The 24,098-nt window shown below is 54.7% G+C and carries 18 protein-coding genes; 10 read left to right on the top strand and 8 right to left on the bottom strand.

Annotated elements, in window-relative coordinates; all coding sequences use genetic code 11:
- Positions 1-375: 375 nt before the first annotated feature.
- Positions 376-825, bottom strand: coding sequence for a response regulator (locus V9K67_RS15565; RefSeq protein ID WP_336723959.1), 450 nt, complete (start codon positions 823-825; stop codon positions 376-378).
- Positions 826-1,116: 291 nt separating this feature from the next.
- On the opposite strand from V9K67_RS15565, the gene V9K67_RS15560 reads away from it, so the two are divergent.
- Both V9K67_RS15560 and V9K67_RS15555 read left to right on the top strand, forming a co-directional pair.
- On the top strand, positions 1,117-1,323 hold the full coding sequence (locus V9K67_RS15560) for a hypothetical protein (protein WP_336723958.1): 207 nt from the start codon (positions 1,117-1,119) through the stop codon (positions 1,321-1,323).
- Between the two features lie 193 nt (positions 1,324-1,516).
- On the top strand, positions 1,517-4,144 hold the full coding sequence (locus V9K67_RS15555; RefSeq protein WP_336723956.1) for a BamA/TamA family outer membrane protein: 2,628 nt from the start codon (positions 1,517-1,519) through the stop codon (positions 4,142-4,144).
- A 282-nt stretch (positions 4,145-4,426) separates the two neighbouring features.
- Here the strand turns inward: V9K67_RS15555 and V9K67_RS15550 are convergent, their stop codons facing one another.
- Complete coding sequence (locus tag V9K67_RS15550) at positions 4,427-6,802, bottom strand: T9SS type A sorting domain-containing protein (RefSeq protein WP_336723954.1); 2,376 nt, start codon at positions 6,800-6,802, stop codon at positions 4,427-4,429.
- A gap of 802 nt (positions 6,803-7,604) precedes the next feature.
- Positions 7,605-7,814, bottom strand: coding sequence for a hypothetical protein (locus tag V9K67_RS15545; protein ID WP_336723953.1), 210 nt, complete (start codon positions 7,812-7,814; stop codon positions 7,605-7,607).
- Between the two features lie 460 nt (positions 7,815-8,274).
- Here V9K67_RS15545 and V9K67_RS15540 point away from each other — a divergent pair, with 460 nt between their 5' ends.
- Positions 8,275-9,315 carry an AI-2E family transporter gene (locus tag V9K67_RS15540; protein ID WP_336723952.1) on the top strand — a complete coding sequence of 347 codons (1,041 nt, stop codon included), beginning with the start codon at positions 8,275-8,277 and terminating at the stop codon, positions 9,313-9,315.
- A gap of 39 nt (positions 9,316-9,354) precedes the next feature.
- On the opposite strand, the gene V9K67_RS15535 is transcribed toward V9K67_RS15540, so the two are convergent.
- Positions 9,355-9,510 (bottom strand): hypothetical protein, encoded by a 156-nt coding sequence (locus V9K67_RS15535; protein ID WP_336723950.1) that lies wholly within the window; start codon positions 9,508-9,510, stop codon positions 9,355-9,357.
- A gap of 39 nt (positions 9,511-9,549) precedes the next feature.
- On the opposite strand from V9K67_RS15535, the gene V9K67_RS15530 reads away from it, so the two are divergent.
- Positions 9,550-11,022 carry a trypsin-like peptidase domain-containing protein gene (locus V9K67_RS15530; RefSeq protein WP_336723948.1) on the top strand — a complete coding sequence of 491 codons (1,473 nt, stop codon included), beginning with the start codon at positions 9,550-9,552 and terminating at the stop codon, positions 11,020-11,022.
- Between the two features lie 131 nt (positions 11,023-11,153).
- Here V9K67_RS15530 and V9K67_RS15525 read toward each other — a convergent pair whose 3' ends face one another.
- Positions 11,154-11,825, bottom strand: coding sequence for a hydrolase (locus tag V9K67_RS15525; protein WP_336723946.1), 672 nt, complete (start codon positions 11,823-11,825; stop codon positions 11,154-11,156).
- Positions 11,826-12,057: 232 nt separating this feature from the next.
- A complete protein-coding gene (locus V9K67_RS15520) occupies positions 12,058-13,110 on the bottom strand; it encodes an ATP-grasp domain-containing protein (RefSeq protein WP_336723944.1) in 1,053 nt (350 codons plus the stop codon).
- 901 nt (positions 13,111-14,011) lie between these two features.
- On the opposite strand from V9K67_RS15520, the gene V9K67_RS15515 reads away from it, so the two are divergent.
- The 3 genes from V9K67_RS15515 (at position 14,012) to V9K67_RS15505 (ending at position 17,409) form a co-directional block, all read left to right on the top strand.
- Positions 14,012-15,916, top strand: coding sequence for a sensor histidine kinase (locus V9K67_RS15515; RefSeq protein WP_336723942.1), 1,905 nt, complete (start codon positions 14,012-14,014; stop codon positions 15,914-15,916).
- Between the two features lie 438 nt (positions 15,917-16,354).
- Positions 16,355-16,810, top strand: coding sequence for a response regulator (locus V9K67_RS15510; RefSeq protein ID WP_336723940.1), 456 nt, complete (start codon positions 16,355-16,357; stop codon positions 16,808-16,810).
- A 137-nt stretch (positions 16,811-16,947) separates the two neighbouring features.
- Positions 16,948-17,409: a response regulator gene (locus V9K67_RS15505; protein ID WP_336723938.1), complete on the top strand. Its 462-nt coding sequence runs from the start codon at positions 16,948-16,950 to the stop codon at positions 17,407-17,409.
- Between the two features lie 61 nt (positions 17,410-17,470).
- Here the strand turns inward: V9K67_RS15505 and V9K67_RS15500 are convergent, their stop codons facing one another.
- Positions 17,471-18,109 (bottom strand): response regulator, encoded by a 639-nt coding sequence (locus V9K67_RS15500; protein ID WP_336723936.1) that lies wholly within the window; start codon positions 18,107-18,109, stop codon positions 17,471-17,473.
- 1,118 nt (positions 18,110-19,227) lie between these two features.
- Here V9K67_RS15500 and V9K67_RS15495 point away from each other — a divergent pair.
- Together V9K67_RS15495 and V9K67_RS15490 are read left to right on the top strand one after the other, a co-directional pair.
- On the top strand, positions 19,228-19,497 hold the full coding sequence (locus V9K67_RS15495; protein ID WP_336723934.1) for a hypothetical protein: 270 nt from the start codon (positions 19,228-19,230) through the stop codon (positions 19,495-19,497).
- A 1,493-nt stretch (positions 19,498-20,990) separates the two neighbouring features.
- A complete protein-coding gene (locus tag V9K67_RS15490; protein ID WP_336723932.1) occupies positions 20,991-22,574 on the top strand; it encodes a sensor histidine kinase in 1,584 nt (527 codons plus the stop codon).
- Positions 22,575-22,587: 13 nt separating this feature from the next.
- On the opposite strand, the gene V9K67_RS15485 is transcribed toward V9K67_RS15490, so the two are convergent.
- Complete coding sequence (locus tag V9K67_RS15485) at positions 22,588-23,001, bottom strand: response regulator (RefSeq protein ID WP_336723930.1); 414 nt, start codon at positions 22,999-23,001, stop codon at positions 22,588-22,590.
- Positions 23,002-23,531: 530 nt separating this feature from the next.
- On the opposite strand from V9K67_RS15485, the gene V9K67_RS15480 reads away from it, so the two are divergent.
- A complete protein-coding gene (locus V9K67_RS15480; protein ID WP_336723928.1) occupies positions 23,532-23,996 on the top strand; it encodes a response regulator in 465 nt (154 codons plus the stop codon).
- Positions 23,997-24,098: the final 102 nt, after the last annotated feature.

The raw sequence follows: 24,098 nt of genomic DNA, 5'->3' as shown, positions 1-24,098 counted from the left end.
CCGGAAACATACTTTTGACCTCGGGTTACCAGCCGGATGGCGGTGATCATTTCCAGGCGAGAGCTTTTGGTGACACAGCCCATTGCCCGGCTTCCAGCATCCGGTTTTCCTACCAGCGGCTGGGATCCAGCTGAAAGCAACAGAACGAGCATTATCCGAGCCTACGCCATCTGGAATATTTACGGGTGTACATTGATCGAATAGAAACCCGCCCGGATAAATTAAATGGGAAAGCTTTTTTTGGAAAAGAACGGTTTTGGCCAAGAGACCTTGAGGAATAAAAAGGGCCCGAGTAGAAACTCCGGCCCTTGAAAAACTATTAACCTATAAACCTATTCGGCAACCTATAAAAATCGATGGAAAATATCAAGCACGTCAATTAGAATAAGCGGGGAGTGCTTCCCCTTCTAATGAAACCGGGATCTGACAGGCCGCCAGCATCCGGCCAGCTACTTCCTCCAGGTCACCCGCACGGGAAGGCTTGCCGATAAAGAGGTGATCCCTGAAGGCCGCTTCCTTTTGCACCAAATACAAGGGATCCAGGTGCCCGGCAACAGTGGTGTATACCACCACCGGCACGGCGCTCAACAGCTCATCGGAGCCCAGGGCCCGAAGAAGGTGACAGCCATTTTTCCGGGGCATATGAGGGTCCAGCACAATCAGGGAAGGGAGGGCGCCCTCCTGTTTCAACCGGGTTAGGTCCCGGAGTGCCTGCTCTCCGTCCCGGGCCTCCCTGATGTCATAGGGAGATCCGGCCTGGAACAGTGCTTCCTGGAGCAGGAAGCGATCATCAGCGTCAGCATCTGCTAAAAATATAAAGGGCATCAGTACTATGATTTTCGATGAAAGGATTTCCGGAAAGCGCTTCCGGGCGGGTGATAGGGGATGCTTTCCGGGGAATTGCAGGGCAAAGGTCCTTTTATAAGTGCTTCAGCTTGAATAATTTCCGTGAATGCCTCCCTTTTCCGGTCCAAATGCCCTTTGGTACCCATAAACGGGCTTAAGGGGGGCTTTCCTTCCTTTCCTGCCCATCCGTTTTTGGGTATCCTTTACCGATCTGCCGGCACCTTTTGTTAACTGGCACTACTTTCGACAGTCAGCGGTCAAAAAGTACTTATGGCGAAAAAGCTGGAATTTGACCTTATTGAATCTTCTGAATACGAAGGTTTCCTTCCTTCCGTAAATGAAAAGCTGGAGCAGGGCTGGAAACTTCATGGCGGTATGATGGCCCTTACGGATGTTTCCAACCCGGAGGGCATCAAAAGCATTCGTTACCTCCAGGCGTTCACCCGCAAAGCCGATAAAAACAACGGCCATACCTGATCGGCCAGCCCGTTAAAAACACGCCCGGCCCAGGACAACTTCGGCCGGTCATTTTGAAAACGGCAATAAGAAGAAAAGGCCGTCGTGCTTTTCCCGGGCTTGGAAGCAATGCTTTCCAAAGCTGTACGGCACAATCCTTGTCCTACCCCGTATTGCCGGGCTGATGTCCGCAGCACTTCTGACACGAGTTCATATGAAGAGTCTTATCCTATTTCGCGTACCCCGTTGGTGGCGGGCTATGCTGGCAGGCATCCCCCTGCTCTTTACCCTTCCGCTGGCGGCACAGGAATCCGCCGGGATTTCTCCGCAGGAAAACTCCCGTACTGTCCCGGCAGGGAACCAGTATGCCGCTTCGCGCTTCCACCAATGGCTGTGGGGGAAGCATTACCGCAGGGAATGGACAAGGCCGGTAACCCTGCCGCTCTTTTACCTGGATACGGCAGCCGGCAGCCTGACGCCTTACGGGGCCGGCGGCGGACGGCAAAGCAAGACCCTGAGGCTCCACGCGGCCCAGGAAAGGGAATATGTGCTGCGCAGCATCGATAAAACCTACGGCAAGGCCCTGCCGCCCCTCTTCCAGCACACCTTCATAGAAACGTTGATGAATGACCAGGTATCCGCCGCCCATCCCTACGCGGCCCTGACCGTGCCCCTCATGGCCGAAGCCGCCGGCATCTACCATACCTGGCCCCGGGTAGTGTTCCTGCCCCGGCAGCCGGCACTGGACAGCTTTAACCATACCCATGCCGATGACCTGTACCTCTTTGAGCAGCGGCCGGACGAGAACTGGCAGGAGGCGCCCAACTTCGGCCATTCCCCCAAAATCATCAGCACTGAAAAGCTGCAGGAGCGTCTGTTCGACAGCCGGGAGGATCGGGTCGACCAGCGGGCGTTCGTGCGGGCCCGCCTCTTCGATATGTTCCTGGGCGACTGGGGCCGCCACGAGGACCAGTGGCGCTGGGCCACCCTATGGGAAGGCGGCGGGACGGTCTACCGTCCCATTCCCCGCGACCGGGACCAGACCTATACAAGGTTTGACGGCACCTTATTGCAGGTGGGGCTTTCGGTAGCCGGGCTGAGCCACCTGAAAAGCTTTGACAGCACGGTAAAAGACATCCGGCGGTTTAATTTCCCGGCCCGCCACCTCGACCGCCAAATGGCCAACGAACCTTCGCTGCAGGAGTGGCGGGACATTGCCAAAAGCCTGCAAACAGCCCTGACCGATTCGGTGATCGAGGCCTCCGTGCGGCAAATGCCGCCTGAAGTGTTCCCCATCTCCGGGCCGGAGCTCATTGCCAAATTGAAATCCAGGAGGGCGCACCTGGAGCAGTACGCCCGGGATTATTACCAGTTCCTCGCCCGGGAAGTGGAGGTCACCGGCTCGCGGCAGGACGACCTTTTTGAAGTGAGCCGGCCCGGGGAGGGCCAACTGTTGGTACGGGCATACCGGGTAAAGGAGGGCATACAAAGCGACCGTCCCTTTTATGAGCGCCTCTTCCGCCGCGAAGAAACCCGGGAGGTACGGTTGTTCGGCCTGTCGGGCAGCGATGTCTATAAAGTCGAAGCAGGCGGGCGCGAAGGCATTACCCTCCGCATCATCGGCGGACCGGCCCGGGATACCTACCGCATTCAGGACAGCCCGGAAGGGAAACCACCCGGCGTGCATGTGTATGATGACTTCCAAAACGATTTGTCCGGGCCGGCCCGCCACCACCTGAGCCGGGATACGGCCGTGCACCGGTATGCGTACAATGGTTTTCATTATGACCAGAAAGGCCTGAAACCCCTGCTGTTTTACAGCATGAACGACCGCTTTTATACGGGCCTGGGCTACCAGGTTACCCGTTACCGGTGGCGGCGGGGGCCTTATGCCCACCGCCATGGGGTGCATGCGGCCTTTTCCCTGACCCAGCAGGCCCTCAGCCTCGTCTACGAGGGAGCGGTGAACCAGTTTGCCCGGAAATGGGACCTGCACCTGCTGGCCGGCTATGACGCCCTTCGCTGGACCAATTTTTACGGCCTGGGCAATGACAGCAAAAACGAGGGAGGGCCCAAAAGCTTTTCCCGCCTGCATACCCGCGAAGTAACGGCCGGCTTTTACCTGCAGCATTCGTTGGGAAAATGGGGCAGCCTGGCGGTGGGCCCGTACTACCAGGGAGTAAAAGTGCTCCATTCCAGCGGCGCCTCCCTGGACCATGCCTTTCCTGCCGGGGAGGATCCTTACCGCTACCGGCATTTTGCCGGGGCGGCGCTGCGCCTGCGCTACAGCTGCCTGGATGATCAGGTAGTACCGCGAAAAGGCTTCCTTTCCGCCTTTTCTGCTATCCCTTCCTGGAACTTTTCCAAGGGGGCAGGATTTATCCGTTACAGCGGGCAGGTCAAGGGGTATATGGCGCTGGACCGCCGGCTGGTCCTGGTCGTGGAGGGAGGCGCCGCCACCCTACAGGGACCGGCGGAGTTTTACCAGCTCAATACCCTGGGCGGTCCCCGCACGCTGCGGGGTTACCGCCTGGATCGCTTCCGCGGGCGCACCTCCCTGTACGGCAGTGGAGAAGTGCGGTGGCTGTTCGATGTGAACAGCTACCTGTTCAACGGCAAGGCCGGCGTGCTGGGATTCATGGATGGGGGCCGGGTATGGCAGCCGGTGGAGCGGTCGGGGCAGTGGCACCGGGGCGTTGGCGGCGGTATTTTGGTGGCGCCGTTTCACCTGGCGCTCTTTACGCTCACCTATGGCGTTTCCCCGGAGGGCGGCCTGTTGCAGGCCAGCATCCACCACAGTTTAAGGTTCCGCCCTTATGAAGGTGGTATCCGGTTATTTTAACGGGCAGAAAAGGTGGCGCCTGCGGGGCAAGGAAGGCAGAAATAAAGGTTACTAAAAGGAGGGACCTCCTGCCGGCAAAGCGTTCATACAGAAGGAACAGGGATCATAAGGTGGTGCGGTTTTAGCAGGCTTTATCATCCAGAAGTCAGCCAGGTAATCCTGGACACTTTTTTCATGTACGGCCCCTGTTTTTACAGGGGCTTTTTATGAGCCCCTAAGAAGGGCAATCGGGTAAACAGCAAAGAAAAGAGGCGCTGTAGATACAGCGCCTCGGATGAAGTTTTATTTATGAACGACCAGCTTTAGTGTTTTGCTGGTGCCGGCGGTTTGCAGCCGCAACAGGTACACCCCGTTGGACAGGCCGGAGGCATCCAGGAAGAGCGACTGGAGCTGCCCTCCTTCCGCCCTGCCCTGCCGCAGCACCACCTGTCGCGTGCCGGCCAGGTTATATAACTCCAGGATGTAATTACCCGCTGCCGGAAGGGTAAAGCGTACCAGTCCGCTGCCCGTAACCGGGTTGGGCGTTACCGATAGCTCCGTTGCCAGGCTGCCGGCCATGGCCAGCTGTTCGGTTTCCGCCGGGACGGCAGTAATTGAAGGGACGGGTGCCGTGCCATCATAGCCGATGATGCCGGCGGCCTGGTCGGGACTCGTACTCTGGTCCGTTGCCAGCACCACGATTTCATTGGTGTAGGTCTGGTGGGTGCTGGTGGCATTGTTGAAATCGCCTGTCAGCAGGGCCCTGGCCTCACCGAAAGCGATGGAGGAAAGCGCCGACTCGCGGTACAGGATTTCGCCCCCGTCTTCCCGGGAGGTGTACACTACTTTCACCCGGCCCAGGGCTTCGTTCAGCAGCACAATGCCCCGGGTGCCGTCATGTTCCGAACTCGTATTGATGGTAACGGGATAAAGTGGGTCCCAGGTGCCCGTGGGCCGGCGTACCAGCAGCGAAAGCGCCGGGTATCCCTCCTCGTCGAAACCGGTTTTTACGGCGCAGTACAGGGTGCCGTTGGCCGATCGCACAATGTTCAGGTGGTCATCGGCCAGCCCGCGTCCTACATTATCCTGTGCCGAGGCGGCACCGGGCAGCTCGTCCGCCGACCAGGTGCCGGGAGCCGCACCGTCGGTATGGGTGCGAAAATGAAAGCGTTTGTTGTTCTGGTTCGACCAGAGCACGCCGATTTTGCCCGGCAGGGTGGTGATGGCGCAGATGTCATCGTCCAGCACGCCGGTACCGATAACGACCGGGCTGCTCCAGGTGGCATAAGGCGCATCGCTCCAGCGGACCGTCACATTGGTGGTATCGCAGGCAGCCACCCACATCCTGCCCGTACCGTCGATGTCGAGGGTGGCGGTTTCCACTCCCTTGCCGAAGGCAAGGGTCACCTTGGAAGTGCGCTGGTTCCACAGCTTATAGGTTTTCTGCACGTTGTCATATTCTGCCGATACCAGGTAGGAATTGTTGGATTCTCCCCGGAACAACAGGATATGCACGGTATTGCCCACCACCCGGCAGTCGGCCCGGGCGTTGCCGGAGCTTTGAATGGGCAGCACCGGGGTCCAGGAAGTGCCGTCCAGGCGGTAAATGTTCGTGCCGCTGGAAGTGGGCAGCACGCACCACCACCGGCCGTCATAGGTCCATACCTTGGCCTGGGGCTTGTCGGCCGTGTTCTTGCTGATGTTGAGCGGCGCCAGGCGGGTGGTGGAAGCAAAGCCGGGCGTGCTTCCCGGGGACTGTTGGGCGGCTTGGATGACAAAGGTTTGGCCCAGGGTATAGCCCCCGGTGAGCAGGGCGTTCAACACGTCGGTGATGCCTGTTCCGCTGCTTTTCAGGTCCAGGCGCAGCTCGCCGGTGCCGGTAATGCCCGAAACCGTTACGAGGAACTGGTTGCCGCCGGTGCCCTGGGGGCTGACCGAGCTGACGGTGCCGGCCACCGTGCCGCTTACCCGGGTAACCGCAAAATCGCCCGCATTCACCCCGCTTACTTTTTCGGAAAAGGAAACCAGGTAGCGCACCGAGGTGGCACTGGTGGGGGAGGCGGAGTAACGGCTGATGGCCGAAACAACGGGCGGCGCGTTGGTGGACGTTCCTGTCGTGCCTGAAAGGGTCAGGTCGAAGAGCATATCCGACGAACTGATTTTCTGCTGGTGGATTTCCGCGGCGATGACGTTGGTGCCGCTGGTAAAGTAGGAAGAAGCGATGGTAAAGCTAAGCGGGTCCGCTCCGTCGTTCTTGGCGCCGTCGGCGGCCAGGGTGTTGTACGCGATGGTGCCGGCGGGCATATTATTGCGGTACACTTCCACCCCGTTGACGTACACGACGATGCCGTCCTCGCGGTAAACCGTACCCTTGAAAGAGCTGAATGCCTTTACATCGGTTATCGAAAAGGCTTTTCGAAAGTAGGTGGTGATGTATTTGTTGTCCTTGTTGGATCCATAACTGATAGTGGTGCTGGTGCCGGTAACGCCGTAGCCGAATTTTCCATTACCGGTTTTCCAGGCGCCATCGCTAAAGCCGGTGCCTCGCCAGGCCGTGCCTTGGTTCGTACCGTTATCGAGGTATTTCCAGGAAGAGCTGAAAGGAATAAGGGTAGTTTGTGCGCTTAATACGTGAACGAACAGGAGGGAGAAAATGAACAATAAAAAAGTGGTTTTCATATCGGTGTTTTTTATAGTCAACTTCAGGTTGTTTGCAGGCACTTCACCAAAGTGCGTTGAGACCGCCGGGACCTGCCACTGCTTTTAAGGAGATGTGTATAGGTAAGGGCAGGGGGCAACCGTCCGGGCAAAAAGGCACCCGGGCCGGCGGCAAATTAAATAAGGTGATTAGGTTTGCTAAGAGAGCCAGGATATTCCGCACTGGTTAATCCAAAAGAAAACAGCCGGAACCAAGGCTCTTATGAAGAGCGAAAACTCGTTCCTTTCGTGAAGGTGTAACAGGAAATATCAGGCAAGAAATGGGTACCGTAGGAAAGAGGGAGCGTAAAATACCGGTTTTCATACTGTCTTCATTTTAAAGGGTGAGTGTTTTCATAATAATGGAAAGGAGGCTGTAAGCCTGCAGTTGGAGGTTGTGGGACTGTTTTTAAAGGGAGTTGGAGGAGGTGTCCCGGCTATCTGCAGGGTACCGGGACCTGATGCAAATAGCCAGGGCTACTTCATCTATTCAAATCTGAGACCGAATTTTTAACAGTAGGGAAATTGGCCTTGATTATGAGGATATTCTAATCCCGGGGCTGATTAAATTTAAGCGGAATTAAGAAGAGAACGCAATTGCTCCTTTACAGTAGCCGGGAACAAAAAAAGGGCGGGAATAGAGATTCCTGTCCTTAATCGAATTTGATTTTTTTGAAGAAAATAAAATTATTCTGTGCTTTCCATAAAGCGGTACAAATGCAGGTTATAGCGATGTTATTCCTGGTGTGCCTACCGCAACAAAAAGAGAACGCATCGATTCAAGTTACTCGGCGCTGCGGCTGCCTCCATGCATCAGCGCTACCAGGAGTAAAATGAAAACAGCACCGCCAACCACCCAGATCCAGGGAAAACTGCCTCCGCCTCCCGAATGCGTATTGATGTCAACATCTACGCTTTTCGTTCCACCGCCCTCCTGCGCAAAAGTGATTGCACTCACCAGGGCCGCCATAACGGTTAAATATGCTTTTTCCATAGAGAACATTTTTCCCGCTATTAATGGAAAACTGTGCCACAATTTGCATCGTGGAGCTATAGCTAAGCGGTCAGGTAGCGCATGCTGAGGAATAGGGGCGGGTTCGTAATGAGGGTGCCTTTAGGCTGACCACTTTCCGGCGGCAGCGTGCAATTTTATCGGTAGCGCTGTTGTTCTCTACTTCCCCTCGGAGCGTTGCCAGAGCAGTACGCTTCAGGATTAGAACAGGATTAAAATCAGCTTATTGCCGGGTGTCATGGCGTGCAGTTTGTGGTCAGGAAAACTTGATTCAGTGCCTGCCCAGGCGCAACAGCCGGGAAGATATCGATCCATCCCAGCTATGGCGTAGCGCTGTAGGGCCAAGGCTTTAAAAAGGGAAGGTGAAACTCAACGGGAAGGCGCAAGGACTGCAGGGAAGAGGGCGGCACCCCTTGCGATCGTTAAAAGCAAAGGAGGAAGTATGGACCATTTCCAGGAAGGTTCGGGTAAGGCACCGCAGCGCTTCTCCGCCAGGGTATGGACCGCGGCAGGCATTGTAGCCCTGGTAGTTACCCTGCTGTGGCTGGTGAAAGCAACCTTCAGCGTACTATTACTGATCCTGGCCGGAGCGTTGATCGCCCTTTATTTCCGGGGGTTGAGCGGGCTATTGCACCGGGGGCTGCACCTGCCGGAAAAAGGGAGTCTTTCCATCGCCATTATGGGCTCGCTGCTTTTAGTGGCCGGCTTTTTCTGGCTGGCGGGCAACCGGATCACCCAGCAGGCAAGCCAGCTCAGCGAGATACTGCCTTCCACTGTAGAGAAAGTGAAAGAGGAACTGCGCAAAAGTCCCGTCGGGCAGCACATCCTTCAAAAAGCCACTTCCGGGCGGAGCATGCAAAAAGCGTCCGCCGTAATGAAAACCTTTTTCCGCAGCACTTTCGGGGTATTGGGAGATGTATACGTTGTGTTGTTCCTGGGCATCTTTTTTACCGTCTCCCCCAGGACGTATATACACGGATTTCTTCAGCTCATGCCCTACACGGCGCGGCCCAGGGCAGGTGATGTGGTCGGCAAAGCAGGGGCTACGCTGACCAAGTGGCTCAAGGGAAAAATCTTTTCCATGCTGGTGGTAGCTGTGCTCACCGTCATAGGGCTATTGATCATCGGGGTGCCGATGGCTTTTGTGCTGGCTCTGATCGCCGGGCTGCTGAACTTCATTCCCAACTTCGGTCCACTGATCGCCATGGTGCCGGCAGTGCTGGTGGGCTTCCTCAAAGGGCCTTCCACCGCTCTTCTGGTAGCGGGCCTGTATATCGGGGTGCAGGTGTTGGAAAGCAATGTCATTACCCCGCAGATCCAGAAACGCCTGATCAATATTCCACCCGCTCTCATCATCATGGCCCAGCTCTTTATGGGCGTGCTCACCGGCGGCTGGGGGCTGGTACTGGCTACCCCGCTGGTGGCGATCCTGATGGTAGTGGTACAGGAACTATGGGTCAAACAGCAAAACCTGAAAACCTAAAGTATGTGTACCGTCCCCTGTAGTTATGGTTAAACGGGTTTATTTAAAAACAGCAATCACACTGGCGCTGATGCCGGCCGCCATGATCATGGCCATAGCCGTGATGATCGAAACCTGGTCCATGCCTCCGCCGGCGGTATCTGGGGCGCTGTAAGAAGCACAGGGAAAGGGAAGCGCCACTTTCGTTTGGGGCAATTGTTATCCTGGAGCAAGAGCTCCCGTAAATAGACGAACATGAAAAGAAATATTCCGCTCATCCTGTTGCTTTCAGCAGCCGTAGCGACGGGCATCTACTTCCTGATGCCGCAGTTATTTCCCGGCCACGGGGAATTGCCGGCGGTACCGGAGAACCAACGGCAGGGAGCACGGACCTCCCGGGGGGACAGCCGGGAGTTTGTTCCTGCAGCCCGTGCGGCGACACCGGCGGTCGTCCACGTTAAAACGGTGTACAGCACCGCCGGCACCTCTTCCAATTCTCTTTACGGTATCTATGGCCCTCCCCAGGGCAGTGCGCCGGCCGCAGGGTCGGGATCGGGAGTGGTCATCAGTGCCGATGGCTATATCGCCACCAACAACCATGTCATTGAAAATGCCTCGGGCATCGAGGTGATCTTGCCCGATAAAAGGGTCTTTAAGGCAAGCCTGGTAGGCCGGGACCCCGGCACCGACCTGGCCCTGTTAAAAGTGGCCGGTTCGGGTTTGCCGGTGGTCCGGCTGGGGAATTCCGATAAGGTGCAGGTGGGCGAATGGGTGCTGGCCATCGGCTATCCCTATTCCCTCAACACCACCGTTACCGCCGGCATTGTCAGTGCAAAGGGCCGGAGCATCGGCATTCTGGACCGGCAGGGCTCCTTCCCGGAAAGAGCGGCGCCTTCCCCTGTTGAGTCGTTCATCCAAACCGATGCGGCCATTAACCCGGGGAACAGCGGCGGGGCCCTGGTCAATGGGGAGGGAGAACTGATCGGCATCAATGCGGCCATTGCTTCCATGACCGGCAGCTACGCCGGCTATGGTTTTGCCATACCGGTCAACCTCGCCCGGAAAATACTGGAGGATTTAAAAAAATACGGGGAAGTCCGGAGAGGCTACCTGGGCGTTACTTTTCCCACGCCGCTGACGGAGCAGCAGTATTTCCGCCAGCAGGGCATTGACCCGGGTTCGGTGAAAGGCGTCTATATCACCGGGGTGCAAAAGGGGAGCGCCGGGCAGGAAGCAGGGCTCAAAGCGGGGGATATTGTACAGCGCATTGATGAAGCGCCGCTGTCCTCATCCGCAGAATTTTCCGAAAGAATCGCAAGGCACCAGCCGGGTGACAAGGTGCAACTTACTGTTTTACGAGCCGGTAAGCCGCAAAACCTTACCGCTACCCTAAAGGGCGAGGCCGCCCCGGGACAGGAAAACCGGCTGCATTCGCTGGAAGAGATCTATGCTACACTGGGGGCTGCCTTTGCCCCGGTCCCGGCGGAACTAAAACAATACCATAAGATCCGCTCCGGCATCCTGGTAACCGACGTGCGCCCGGGAGGGTTCTTTGACCAGGTAGGGGTTACGGCGGGCACGATTCTCATCCTGATCAACGGCAGGCCGGTGAACAGCCCGCAAGACATTGACAGGGCCCTGGCCACTGCAGAAGGCGGCAGGATACAGGTGGAAGGGATAGCCCGGGACGGATCATGGATCATGTTTACTTTTTCCCTTGCAGCCTAACCGCAGGTGCCAGGGCCCCTAATGCTCGTGCCTTCCCGCTGTTCTGCTCTACTGAGCCAGTCTGACAGGAGCCCCGGGTCCTATCTGTTGTCCTGAATATGGACAAAAATCTTTTCCTTTCATCCATTCATTTAAGTAACAACTGTTTCTTTATTCTTTTCAGGTTCGCTGCGATCGTAGGAGAATTGGATGCCTGCCGTGCCGCCCGTTTCAATAAACAATTGCATAAATCCATGAACTGTTTGCGATCTTGCCCAATCACGCTGCAACTCGCAAAAGAGCTGGGCCACACTTGTAAGTTTTGCGCCGGCTTGCTCCATTCGGCTAAGGGCGGCATCATGAGCTGCTAGTGAGGTCCCGCCAACAGCATCGACTACCGGGTAAACCTCATAACCTTCTTTCAGCGCATCCAGTGTTGGGAAAGAAAGACAGGCTTCTGTCCATAGTGCTGTCATAATAAGCTTTTTTCTTTCAGTAGCTTTTACAGCCTCTAAAAACTCCTTATCCTCCCAGGCATTAATTGTTGTACGATCATAAGAAGCAACGCCAGACAGTTCTTTCCTGAGTTGGGGGATGGTTTCAATGTTCAATCCTGTTTTTACGTTCACAGTGGAAAGCACAATGGGTAAACCATACAGCTTTGCCATCTTGGCTACACCAACAATGTTGTTGACCATTAATTGCCTGTCCATAGAGGCAATGGAGTTTACCTGTACCGGCTGGTAATCTATAATGATTACTACCGCGTTTTCAGGTGTCAGCAAATGATCTTGTTTCTGATCACGAATGGGCAAGCTAGCCATAATTCCTCCTTTTGGTTTAAATTATTAAATATGGAAAGGATGACTATTGATTAGGGCTGTATGCTTTCAGGAAGTATGATTATTCGTAAACAAACAGGCAACCGCGTGTCATTAATCGATACCTGTGCTTGCCTGACCGTTTACGAAAATTACTAAAAATTTGGAAAAGACTTCCAGGCGCTGGCGCATGATGTGGAAAAGTGCGGCTGTTCAGAACCTTTTTGAAAAGGGTTTAGATTTTCCAGGCTTGCCGCAGCATATTGGTCAGCAACTCATGAAAGCTCCACCCGATTTTCCGGGCTGCCAACGCACTCAGACTATCCTGGTCGGTACGATGAGGCCTGGAGGGACCCGTCATATTGGGCTTCATGTTCAGATCAAACAAAAGATACCTGCCTTGCGCATCCGCCCTGCAGTCAATACGAATGGGCGCTTTGAGCTCCACAAGTGCTGCTGCCCTTTCACACCAACGGTACAACTGCTGCAGGACAGGCGAAGCCTCCTGTTCGTCCGTTAAAACGCGGCTATTATGGATAACAGCTACTGTGCCATTGTAAGGTGCAATTCCGTTTTGGTGGTTGAACCGGGCAACGCCAGGCAAACACCAGGGCCCTTCTTTACGGCATTCTCTGCCGGCAACCAGGTAACTGCCCGGGGGCATGATGGTTACGGTAATTTCCTGCCCGGGCAGGTATTCCTCTATGTATACCGCCGTGCCGAAGCGGTCCCGTTCAAACAGATCTGCAACCACCCGCTGGTACGCCTCTTTTGTGGTGATCAGGGTTACGCCCTCGCTTCCCCTGCCCCGGATAGGCTTTGCCACCAGGGGCGGTAAGATTTTCGGTTCCGCTTGCTGAAAGGTAGCGTGGGTTACCAGTTCCGCTTTGGGTATGGGCAATCCCTGCTCTCTTAGCAAGTTATTGGTATACCATTTATCATCATAGCGGTCTACTGCGGAAGGACGCTGACCTACCACCCAAAGCCCTGGGAACTGCGCTACCGGGTGCCCGCTGTAGAGAACCGTGTTCAGCCACATACAGTCCGCTCCGGAATCAACCGCACGCTGAATACCTTCGCGGGTATCCGGAAACACCCAATCCAGGTCGGCATATACATCCGGCTCCTCCGATGGGGTAATGACAGGAATACCGCTCTGCCGCAAGGCATAGGCAATATCTGCTCCGCTGTCCGCATATCCTCCCGGCTTCATGGGTTTTACAATGCCGTTTTGCGGTGGGGGCTGCTGCCCCTGGTACAAAACGGCAAGTTTATAAAGCGTATTCATTTGAGTAAAATTAAGGAACCGATGGTTCTTCCAGGCCCCCGATCCAGGGTTCCATATCCGGGCCAAAATGCACACAGGCTTTCGCCCACCGCGGGCAGGCGGAAGATCGAATAAGGGAATCAGGTTAGCTCCGAAAAGGTCATGTTATCCCGGGCTGGTTAATCCGGAAGTAAATAGCAGGAACCGGGACGCTTGTCATCAGCGGGAACGCCTGCTTTCCGGGAAGGGGCAACCGTGAAGTTCCGGGAATGAAAGGGTACTGTGGGATATTGGGGGTAGCCAAAAAAGGGAAAGAGTGTTTTCCTATTTATAGAAATGAAACTGCAACTCAGAAGCAGGATGCTCTAAAAACGATCGTGTTTCCAAAAAAAAGCAACAACCTGGTGAACGCGGTAAAAATTTATTTGCGGCGGTCGGACCAACGGAAGGAGGCGTAGGAAAAGCAGGGCGTCCGGATGCATCCGCTCCAAAAGAAAATGGGCCGAATGGAAATTCAGCCCTGTGGAAATTAGTGATTTCTAAAGCCTTTATAAATATAGAAAATCCCCATGAAAATTCCCATCCCCCTACATCAAAACAATAATAATTTTTCCTTTTATGGGCCAGCCCGAAGAGGTTATACGGTAAACACCAGGGGCAATTTGCGGCAGGCCCCTGCCGGGGCTCCTCCAAGCCTGCCGAACCGCCTAATTAACAGGGTAACAACAGGGTAAAGGTAGCGCCTTTCCCTTCCTGGGAATGGGCGTGAAGCTACTGTTGTCCTTAAAGAGCGGGCTTTTACAAAAGCCCCGCAGTGTGGCACACTTTTGTAAAGCTACCTTTTCTGCCAGTCGTCCGGCAGGCCGACCTCTTCTGCTTTCTATTGCATGGAAACCCTTAAATTAGACTAAAGGAAACGGTAATGGACACCCTATATGATGCTCATCTTTTTTCCGAATTCTTTGACGATCAACCCCAGGCCGTTATTTGGATGCGCCCCCTTTTTAAGGGGACGGATGGCCCCCCGGTGGACTTTGAATACGTTTACTGCAATGAAGAAGGCGCCCGCTACCTGAACCTCAGCTGCAACCGGGTAAGGGGGCTCCGGATCTCCACTACCCCTACGCTCAGTGACGATCTCCGCCGCAATGTGTTTGCTGAAGTCCTGGGGGTCTACCAGCGGGGGAAACGGTCGTGGAGCCGCCTGTATAACCCTGTCATAGACAAGTACGCCAACGTGGTGCGCTTCCCTTTCCGGGGCGGGGTATTATCGGTGATCCAGGATATCACCGAAGAAAGCCACTCCATCCAGGAATTGGAGCGGCAAAGGGTACTTGCGGGCAGCATTCTGGACGCTTCTCCCAATGGGATCTTTGTGGCCAAGGTCCGGCTGGGCGGGTCCGGGGAGGTGCTGGATTTTGCCCTGGACCGGGTGAATCCTGCCTGTGCACGCCTGCTGGGACGGGACGGGGAACGGGTGCGCGGAGCCTCCTGCCTGCAACTGTTTCCCGAGGCCCTTTACCCGGGGCTGTTCGCCCAGCACCTCCGGGTCTTTAAAACCGGGAAGTCGGAAAGCAGGGAAGTTCATTGCCGGCTGGGGCACCGGGACGCCTGGTTCCAGGTAACTTCCGTAAAGCTGGACAGCGGTGTGCTGGTTACCTTTTCCGAGGTGACGGCACAAAAGCAGGCAGCGCAACTGGTCGAGGAGCAGCGCCGCCTTTTGGAAAACATCCTCAAACATTCCTCCGGCGGCATTGTGGTAGGCGAGGCGGTGCGGGATCAGGAGGGAAATATCCGGGACCTGCGCATCGTCATGGCCAATGACGCGGCCATCCGGCTGGTCGGCATTCCCCGGGAAATATACCTGTCCCAGACAGCTGCGCACCTGCACCAGGATGTATGGGAGTCGCAGTTTTTAGACCTGAACACAGAAGCCCTGCAGTCCGGGCGCACCTTGCACACCGAACTCTTTTGGCAACTTACCCAAAAATGGCTGGAAGTAACCCTGTCCCGCCTGACAGGGGACCAGCTGATTTTTGTCCTCAGTGATATTACCACCCAGAAGCAGACGCGGCTTCAGTTGGAGCGCACGGTAGAGGAGTTGCAGCGCTCCAATGCCAGCCTCCAGGAATTTGCCTATGCCGCTTCCCACGACCTGCAGGAACCGCTGCGTAAGATCCAGCTGTTTTCCGAGCGGTTGCGGCAGGGCCTTACCACCGCCGTTCCGGAAGAAAATAGCCAATTGCTGGAGCGCATGGAAAATGCCGCCAGCCGGATGCGGACCCTGATCGATGACCTGCTGGCCTTTTCCCAGGTCAGCATGAAACCCGGCCTGCTCCAGCCGGTGGACCTGAACGGAGTGGTGCGCGAAGTGCTCCACGACCTGGAAACGGCCATTCAGCAGTCGGGTGCCCACCTGCAGATTGATCCCCTGCCCGAGGTCCGGGGCGATGAGCGGCAACTGCGACAGTTGTTTCAGAATTTGCTGGGCAATGCCCTCAAATATCGCAACAAGGAGGTGTCGCCCCGGATCACCCTTCGCTACCGCCCGGTGAGGGAAGGTGATACTTCGGCCCCACTGCTGCAGGATAGCTGCGCCGGCAGCTGCCGCCTCATTGAGGTAGGCGATAACGGCATTGGCTTCGATCCCCAGGAGGCCGAAAAGATCTTTCAGCTCTTTCATCGGCTGCAGGGGCGTTTGGACTATCCCGGCACCGGCATCGGGCTGGCCATTGTTCACAAGGTAGCCGTCAATCACAACGGTGCTGTTTGGGCGCAGGGCGAGCCGGGCAAAGGAGCCACCTTTTCCCTGCTGCTGCCCGCCTAGGCAGCCGGCCCCTTCCTTTCCCATTCTTTGTCCGGGGCATGGGGTGGGCCGGCAATCCTGCCCGCTGCTGCTGGTTTAATTTTTTTTATTGTGTATCGAGCTCTACATTTTTTCACCAGGCACTACTGCGGGAAAGCTACCGGGGCGGGCCAATTTCGAACGGATTGACTATTAGGACAATGCAGGAAAACTGGAACAGAATTTGCGCCTTACAGAAGGTTTTTTGGGGCAGGGACACAGAGGCGAGGCGGTAGGCTTGCGGACCTGATGCCTGGCGGTAGCAGAACAGGCGGGACGAGGTGAGTGGCTTAGAGACCAACAGGGAAATAAGAAGCAAAAGAACGTTAGCAGTGCGCAAAACTCTTTCTATCCACCCGTGCCCGTAAAAGGACCAGAATTCCAATATTCCGTTTGACACTATATCCGTAGGGAAGAAACATGAGCGCACCATTAGAAAATTATCTCATTCTGGCCGATGATGATCCCGATCACGCCCTCCTTTTCAGCCGCATTTTGCAGAAAGTTATGCCCTGCAAACAACTGGCGGTAGCCCAAGACGGCGAGGAGTTGTTCCAGTTGCTTTTGGAGCAATTGCCGGAAATCCTCTTTCTGGATTTGAACATGCCCTGTAAAAACGGGCTGGAATGCCTGGAGCAGATCCGGATGACCCCGGCGTTCCGGGACCTTAAAGTGATTGTCTACAGCAGCTCTGCCCAAATGACCGATATCCAAAAGTGCTTCGCCTCCCGGGCGGACCTCTATATGGTAAAACCCTTTGCCAGCGAACACCTGAAAAATGCACTGGAGACGGTATTGGAAAAGACGTGGTGGCAGAAGGCGACTCCTCATCACCACTACTTCATGAATAACCGCTTTGTTCCGTTTACCGTATAACAGCACCACCCTCAGCCTGTTTCCGGGACCTTTCTTCCTGCTGGAAGTCCTGGCCGGGCAGCCCAACGTCCTGATCTCATCTGCATGAGGTAACTGATCTTTTCCTATCTTTATCCTCTTAGCCTTCAACTCCTTGTATGCCAAGCAGGAAATTGAGTGCGCCCCGCACCGTCCGAACGATTTTTTATGCCGATGATGACCCCGATGATGTGCTGGTCTTCCGGGAGGCCATGGCCCAGATCGATCCTTCCCTCAAAATCCATAGTGTGTCCACCGGTGATGACCTTTGTGCGCTTCTGAGGAGCCTGCGGCCTGATCTCGTATTTGTGGACCTGGACATGCCGGTAAAAAGCGGCCTGGAGTGCCTGGTAGAAATCCGGCAAAATCCACTTTTTGCCTCCCTGCCCGTGGTGATCTACAGCAGCTCTACCCGGGCCGGTAATATTGAAGCAGCCTACCACCTGGGTGCGGACCTGTTTTTTATCAAGCCCCTGTCTTATTCGGACCTGTTGGTCTCCCTGCGGGGGATCCTGCAGCTGGACTGGCGCCATCCGGACCGGATCAAGGAACACCGGGGGCAACTTGTTCCCTTTTTATAATAGTCCCAGCCGCAGCTAAGCACGTGCTGGCAGATGTGCGCGGTATCCCGGCCCACTTTTATTAAAAGGGAGGCTTGCTGCCCAAATAGGCTACCAGGGCGGCCGTATTCTTCAGTTTCAGCTTTTTTAAAAGGTTATGCCGGTGTACTTCCACTGTTTTTGTGGAGAGCTGCAGGGTTTCCGCTATTTCCCGCGAGGAGTGCCCTTTTTGAATATATTCAGCGATCTCCAGTTCCCGCGGGGTCAGGGAAGAAAGCCCGTCCGGCCCGTTTCCCCCGCCAACCATTTGCTCCGCAAGCAAGTCTTTAATTTCCTGGCAGATGTACTTGCGGCCCTGGTGTACCTCCAAAAGCGCCTGGTACATTTCTTCATGGGAAGAGTTCTTGGTCAGGTAACCCAGCGCGCCTTTCTGTATCATTCGTCGGGCATAAGCGGGTTCGGCATGAAAGGAAATGCCGATAACCTTGGAAGCCGGGATCTCCTTTTGGATCAATTCAGCGGCTTCGAGCCCACTCATGGCGGGTAAATTGATGTCCATAAGTACAATTTCGGGACGGAGCAGCCTTACCAGCTCTAAGGCCTCTTCTCCCGTTCCACATTCCCCTACTACGCTGAACCGGGCATCCCGGTCCAGAATGAAAGCCCAGGCTTCCCGCACCAGGGTATGGTCGTCTACGATGATGATGGTTATTTTCTTCATGTTGAGGTATAGGCCTGTGCCCGGCCTGCTAATGCAAAAGATGATGACACCCTTCGGATGAATCAAGGAAGGCAGGCTTGTCCCCATGGGTTTTCAGGTTTTCACACCACTGCCTCATTCCAGCCCTAACTGCAAACATAATCACTAAAAAAGTTGTAAGCAATTGTGCGTGAAATAATTATGCCACACGTCCTCACTTTAAAGCGGATTTCATGGAAAATGGGATAAGGATCTTGCAGAGGCAACGTCACCCCGCAACCGATGATTACAGGCATCCATTTAGGCAATTACGAATCCCTTTTCAACAGAACCGATGATTTGCGATTGTTATCGGCCGTTGCTACTAGACTGGTAATTATGAATTGCCTTTTGTCGGATTGCCCGATAACTTTCCGATTGCCCCGATGAGGAAAAAATAAAAAGCCCCGAGTAGAAACAGGGGGCGTCTAACGATTGCTTGCCATATGAAAGAGTTGATGCAGTCTGGTTCGCTGCCTACAGCTTGCGGTACCCATGGGCTTTACGTTTAACCAATACCTTGCCAAAACCCATGAGCTGACACCAAATAGCTGGAGTTTGCCTTAATGTTGGAGCAGACGCTGATGACCGGGAGGCCTTCGAAGTAACCCGACCCACCTGTTCCGTTATGGAGGCCCCAATGGCATTGAGGCCCTTCGGATGCCTGGGGAGCTGGAGGAAAAAGACCCGTTGCCCTGCATGATGGTGCGGGACATGAACATGCCCAGGAGGGATGACCGCGAGACCCTTCTTTTCCTGTAGGCTCACCCGGAGCTCTGTGCTATACCGGTCATGGTGTTTTCCACTTTAAGACCAGCTAAGTTGGAGCCTTCGGGAGAGATCAGGATAATAGTCTCCTGAGCAATCAGGTAATTTGCCCTGCATCGATCTCTTGTCCGGGCGCTACCTTCGTGTCTTCCTCTATTTCTTTTGGCCGTGTCTTTTTGAGGTTAATATGTTTTTTGAAATGTTGCAATGGCTTCCTTTCTACCCGGCGCCCTCCGTTTTTGAATTCCAGTAGTACCGTATTTGCTGTGGCTCCTTCTACTGTCCCTGCAGGAAAAGTTGAAGTACCTGCCACAGCCCCTGGAAACTATTTCTTGTCCAAGTGGGAGCGGGATGAGCAGGTTGAACGCATCCGACGTGATTATGACCTCCAGAATCGCATAGTACGGACCTATCACCGCCTGAGCTCCCGTGACAAAGACCATCAGTTGGACAACCTGCAGTCCCGCCGCGAGCGCCAGGTTCGCGAAGTCAACGAACGGCACTACAGCAGCCGTAACAAATCGTACTGCAAAGACGACCGGGACGACCGATACGACCGCGACAACAACAGCCCCTGCAAAAAAGCAGGGGATCGTTCCTAAAGCCAATATGGCAGGGATAAAAGATGGTAATTTCCTTTATAAAGGTTCCAATTCACAGATGGCAGCCCCTATCCCCGGCGGGGGCTTTTTTCGGCCCGGGCTTGGTACCGCCCAAGCAGAAGCTATTGGGATGTGTTAAAATGCAGTTGCATGAACGACAAGTACCTGTAAATTATTGATGAGCAATAGAATTGTGCCTAATTTTGCAGTTCTCATAAGCAGTTAGTTTTGGTTGTGACCCCTGTTTCTACAGGGGTCAATTTTTTCCCCTGCCCAGGAGCTTCTTTCAGGTTGGTCCCTATGCCCCCTTTGGACAAAAACGCTAATAATCCGTAAAAAGCTGCTTAACCGAAAGGTAATCAATTTAATAACATCTATTTGGTTTGGAGGGGGATAGAACAGAAATAAAAAAAGCCCCGAGTGGAAACAAGGGGCGACTAACGATTGCTTGCCATATGAAAGAGTTGGAAATAGTCCTGTCTGGAGCTACAATGCTGCTGCCGGAATCCGTTTCTCTTTGTCCTTTCCTGCAGCTTTGTACCGGGTACAAACATAACGGAAGTGCCCGTTTGCATTGCATCAATCCTACACCTGTTTCATTATTCCAAAAGCCACATGAGCTTGGCTGAAAGCCTTTATCCTGTTGAGTTTCAGTGGCAATAGGTTGTGATGCCCAACCGCTGAATGCCGGAACAATGGAGTTTATCTTACAGGGATTCTTGCCTTAAAGTAGCGGTCGAGATACTGCAGCAAGGAGAACAGGACCTAAAGCCAGCCCCTGGTTTCACCGGCAGACAGAACCACCCGGGACTGCGGACGGGATCTACGCCTGCCCGGGGCCATTGTTCCCGACTTAGGCGCCCGCCACCTGCCCTCTGCAATTCCTGCCGGGCTGCCTCTGTCTTCCCGATTGCCGGCCCGGGCTGTTCTTCGGCATTGTGTTTGCCTATACAGGGCAACCAAAGCAGGTAGCGTCAATGGCGGTGATGGCAGCAGCCTGGTACCGGGGAGCGTTGCATCGCTTCGGTACTACAGGGAGCAGGAACTGATGGATGAAATCTGCTTTGCCGTGCAAATGAAAACCGACCCGGATGAAGTTGTACCCCCTTACCCTTGGATTCCTAAAAGGCCCTATGCAGCCCTTTACCCCGAAGGAGGTAGCGTTCCCCGTATCCAAAGGCGAGGTGGTTTCCGCAGAGAGCGGGAGCCACTTTTTTTCAGGCCGTAAAATGCCCTGTCAGGAACTTGTCCCACAGCAGTTCCCATTTGTTCTTCACACACTCAGAGAGCTGAGTACACCGCGGGGCTTACCGGCCCCGTTGGAAACCGGTGAAAGGTGGCAGGCGGCCCCTGTTTTGAGCCCGGTAAAACAGGACAACGGTCGGCGCAGGAATGAAAACCCGATAGTATGGAGCTTACTGCTTCTCCCTTCCATAAAGGGGGAAAAGCAAAACAGCCCGGAGGCCTAACGAAAAACTACAAACGGAAAAGCAGTGAGGTTTATTCGCTCCTATACCAGTACGCATACGTACAAATGGTTACCGCCATTCGCCCGCTACCTGCAGGAACACCGGCTGGAAGCTTTTAGCCGGCAGCAGCTGGCACTGGCCCGGGAAGTGGAGCTGCCGGCCCTGAAAAAGCTGGCCTCCTACAGTGATGAACAGCTGGTGGAGATGACCCAACACTCCATGCAAGAGTACCTGGAGCTCCTGGCTCAGGGAAAGGCCGCCGAACTCATTGAGCTGTCCCTGGAACGGTGGAAGGCGGACCAGCTGGAAATTATTGGCAGGTTTGAACTGGTGGCCGAAGACATTTACCTGATCCATTACATCCGGCAGCGGGCATTCCGGCTCTTTATCCCGGAATTCAGCACCCACATCGACACGATACTGGAGCTGGTGGACGAACTGGACAGTTTTTTCACCGGCAGTACTACTGCAGCTACCAACACTTATATCCAGTTGCTGAAGGACGAGATCGCCCAGCACGAGAAAGAACTGTTGGAAGCCCAGCATATTGCCCGGATGGGTAGCTTCGAACTGGACCTGGATACCGGTCAGGCCCACAGCTCCCCGGAGATCTACCGGATCTTTGAAATAAAAGCCGGAACCGGGATGGGGGCCTTCCTGGAGTATGTGCATCCCCAGGACAAGGAGCGGGTGGCGGCCAACATGGCCCGGGCCCGGCAGGAGGGCTCCTACGAAATCGAATACCGCTTTTTGAAAGACGGCAAGTTGAAATACATCTGGTCCCGGGGTATTGCCGTTTACCAGGACGGCCGTGCCGTAAAATTGGTCGGCACCATCCAGGACATTACCCAGCGGAAGAAAGCGGAGCTGGAACTCCAGGAGAAAACCCGGGCGCTGGAGCGTTCCAACGAAAGCCTCGAGCAATTTGCCTTCGTGGCGAGTCACGATCTCAAAGAGCCGCTGCGCAAAATCGCCACCTTTACCGACATGGTGCTAACCGGGATGGAGGAGTTGTCGACGGCTACCCGCCGGCTGGTACAAAGGGCCAACCAACTGGCCAGGGATGCCACCCGCATGATCGACGACATTATGGTGTATTCCACCCTGACACTCTGGGACGAACGACAAAGCGTTTCCCTGGCGGAAATTATCCGGCAGGCTATGGAAGGACTGGAACAGCGCATCAGGGAAAAAAAGGCGGAGATTGTCTTTGATGAACTTCCGGTGGTACAGGGGATAGCGGAACAGTTACGGCAGCTGTTCCGGAACTTGCTGGACAACGCGCTCCGGTTTTCTCGGCCAGAGGTCCCGCCCCACATTTCTATCACCCATAAGTGGCTGACGGAAGGGGAACTACAACATCATTCCCTGCCTTCTGCGGACCGTTACCTGGAGCTTTGCGTGCAGGACAATGGCATCGGCTTTGGGCAGGAGTATGCCGAAAAGATCTTTGGCCTTTTCAGCCGCCTCCACAGCAAAACCGAATATGAAGGTAGCGGCATCGGGCTGGCCATTGCCAAAAGGATCGTGGACAACCATGGCGGCCTCATCCTGGCCCGCTCCCGTGAAGGGGAGGGCGCCCGCTTCATTGTCCTGCTTCCCCAATAGGAAAAGGGTTTGGTCAGGCTCTCATTTCCTGGGCACAATAACCTAAAAAACGGGTCGCTACCGCTATCAGGCCGCTGAAGTCGTGGGGCTTGGTAATAAAGGGAACGTTTCTCTGGGCGAACCAGGCAAGGTCCGAATCCAGCGAAGAAGTGGAAAACATCACAACCGGCACGGCGCTGAGAGCGCTGTCGGCCTGCAGGGCCAGCAGGGTTTGTCGGCCATCCATCCGGGGCATATTCACGTCCAGAACAATCAGGCAGGGCAGCTGGCCCGAACCTTTCATGCCCTGGAGGAGCTCAAGAGCCTGAAGGCCATCCCGGGACTCAACAACCGGTTGGGTGGAACCAGCCTCCTGGAGGGCGTCCCGGAGCGCTTCCCGGTCATCTGCGTCATCATCAATTAAAAAGATACAGTGCGTACAGTTCATCAGTTTAAAGTTTAATTGCTGACTTTGCGAAAGACGACTTCCATTTTTTAGAAGCGCTCCCTGATAAAACGTAGGCTTTCCCGATAAGTTTTTACCTGGGATATTGCGGGGCAAATATATAACCCGGTAAGCACCAAGGGTTTGCTAAAAGGGTTGGACGGCTGTAACCCTTCGGCGAAACAGGGGATTATTGGGATGGACAAGATCCGGCGTAGGGTGGCTGCCGTACTGGTTCGCGCTGCAGAAGACCGGGTAATTACTCGAATGGCTTGATTTGATCTTTCTTTGTAATTGTGTGAAAATCGATGATTTATAGAGCGGCTTCTCGCGGTCTGAGGGCGAAAATCGGAACAACGGCCCTTTTTCCCGGTAAGGTCCGCGTACCATCAGGTAAACTCCCGGGCCCGGCCATGGCCTCAAACTTGTAAGCTTGGTAAGGAACCTGTTTGCCGGAAAACTGGTCGGAATGCCTGGCCGTAAAGCGTTTAACAGCAGAGCTTTATTGAAAAATACCGATTTATCAGTACACTATGCTAACCACACCCTCTGCCATTCGCAGCATTCTCTTTATTTATGAGGATGAAGACGATTATTCGATTGTTCAGGAAGCCGTTCAAAGGATTGAACCGGCTATTGCATCCTGTTGTTTGCCCTGCAGTGACTATCCATCCTTCAAGGAAGAGGATTTTTTACCGGACCTGATCTTTATGGAAATGGACCTGGCCGAGGTGGATAGCTGCGCCTGTTTACAGAAAATTAAGGAAGGGCGGTATGCCAACATACCTGTCATCGTGTATGGCGGCAGCAGCCACCACGAGGACATCAAACAGGCATACGCCTGTGGGGCTACGCTCTACGTGGTAAAATCCGACACCTATGCGCAACTGCTGGCCTGCCTGGAGCAGCTGCTGAAACAAGTCTCCTGGCAAAATCCTGAAGAGGTAACGCGGGGTCACCAGGTGGAGGGAACCTACATTGCCTTTGAAGCCCAATAGCTGGTGTCCGGCAATGATGCTTCCCGTATGGGGCATCAGGCACGTTCCACGCTGCCAGGTTTTTCAAGTCTTAGGCTACTAAGAATAAATTCTGGGATGAGT

Origin of the sequence: Huijunlia imazamoxiresistens (assembly GCF_037132455.1) — a bacterium.
Classification (GTDB): Bacteria; Bacteroidota; Bacteroidia; order Chitinophagales; family Chitinophagaceae; genus Flavisolibacter; species Flavisolibacter imazamoxiresistens.
This window is presented reverse-complemented; position numbering and strand designations above follow the sequence as displayed.

What these genes read in the sequence shown, in the direction of transcription:
- V9K67_RS15565 (WP_336723959.1), bottom strand. Translation starts at nt 825, where the DNA reads ATGCCCTTTATATTTTTAGCAGATGCTGACGCTGATGATCGCTTCCTG.
- V9K67_RS15560 (WP_336723958.1), top strand. Translation starts at nt 1,117, where the DNA reads ATGGCGAAAAAGCTGGAATTTGACCTTATTGAATCTTCTGAATACGAA.
- V9K67_RS15555 (WP_336723956.1), top strand. Translation starts at nt 1,517, where the DNA reads ATGAAGAGTCTTATCCTATTTCGCGTACCCCGTTGGTGGCGGGCTATG.
- V9K67_RS15550 (WP_336723954.1), bottom strand. Translation starts at nt 6,802, where the DNA reads ATGAAAACCACTTTTTTATTGTTCATTTTCTCCCTCCTGTTCGTTCAC.
- V9K67_RS15545 (WP_336723953.1), bottom strand. Translation starts at nt 7,814, where the DNA reads ATGGAAAAAGCATATTTAACCGTTATGGCGGCCCTGGTGAGTGCAATC.
- V9K67_RS15540 (WP_336723952.1), top strand. Translation starts at nt 8,275, where the DNA reads ATGGACCATTTCCAGGAAGGTTCGGGTAAGGCACCGCAGCGCTTCTCC.
- V9K67_RS15530 (WP_336723948.1), top strand. Translation starts at nt 9,550, where the DNA reads ATGAAAAGAAATATTCCGCTCATCCTGTTGCTTTCAGCAGCCGTAGCG.
- V9K67_RS15525 (WP_336723946.1), bottom strand. Translation starts at nt 11,825, where the DNA reads ATGGCTAGCTTGCCCATTCGTGATCAGAAACAAGATCATTTGCTGACA.
- V9K67_RS15520 (WP_336723944.1), bottom strand. Translation starts at nt 13,110, where the DNA reads ATGAATACGCTTTATAAACTTGCCGTTTTGTACCAGGGGCAGCAGCCC.
- V9K67_RS15515 (WP_336723942.1), top strand. Translation starts at nt 14,012, where the DNA reads ATGGACACCCTATATGATGCTCATCTTTTTTCCGAATTCTTTGACGAT.
- V9K67_RS15510 (WP_336723940.1), top strand. Translation starts at nt 16,355, where the DNA reads ATGAGCGCACCATTAGAAAATTATCTCATTCTGGCCGATGATGATCCC.
- V9K67_RS15505 (WP_336723938.1), top strand. Translation starts at nt 16,948, where the DNA reads ATGCCAAGCAGGAAATTGAGTGCGCCCCGCACCGTCCGAACGATTTTT.
- V9K67_RS15500 (WP_336723936.1), bottom strand. Translation starts at nt 18,109, where the DNA reads ATGAAGAAAATAACCATCATCATCGTAGACGACCATACCCTGGTGCGG.
- V9K67_RS15485 (WP_336723930.1), bottom strand. Translation starts at nt 23,001, where the DNA reads ATGAACTGTACGCACTGTATCTTTTTAATTGATGATGACGCAGATGAC.
- V9K67_RS15480 (WP_336723928.1), top strand. Translation starts at nt 23,532, where the DNA reads ATGCTAACCACACCCTCTGCCATTCGCAGCATTCTCTTTATTTATGAG.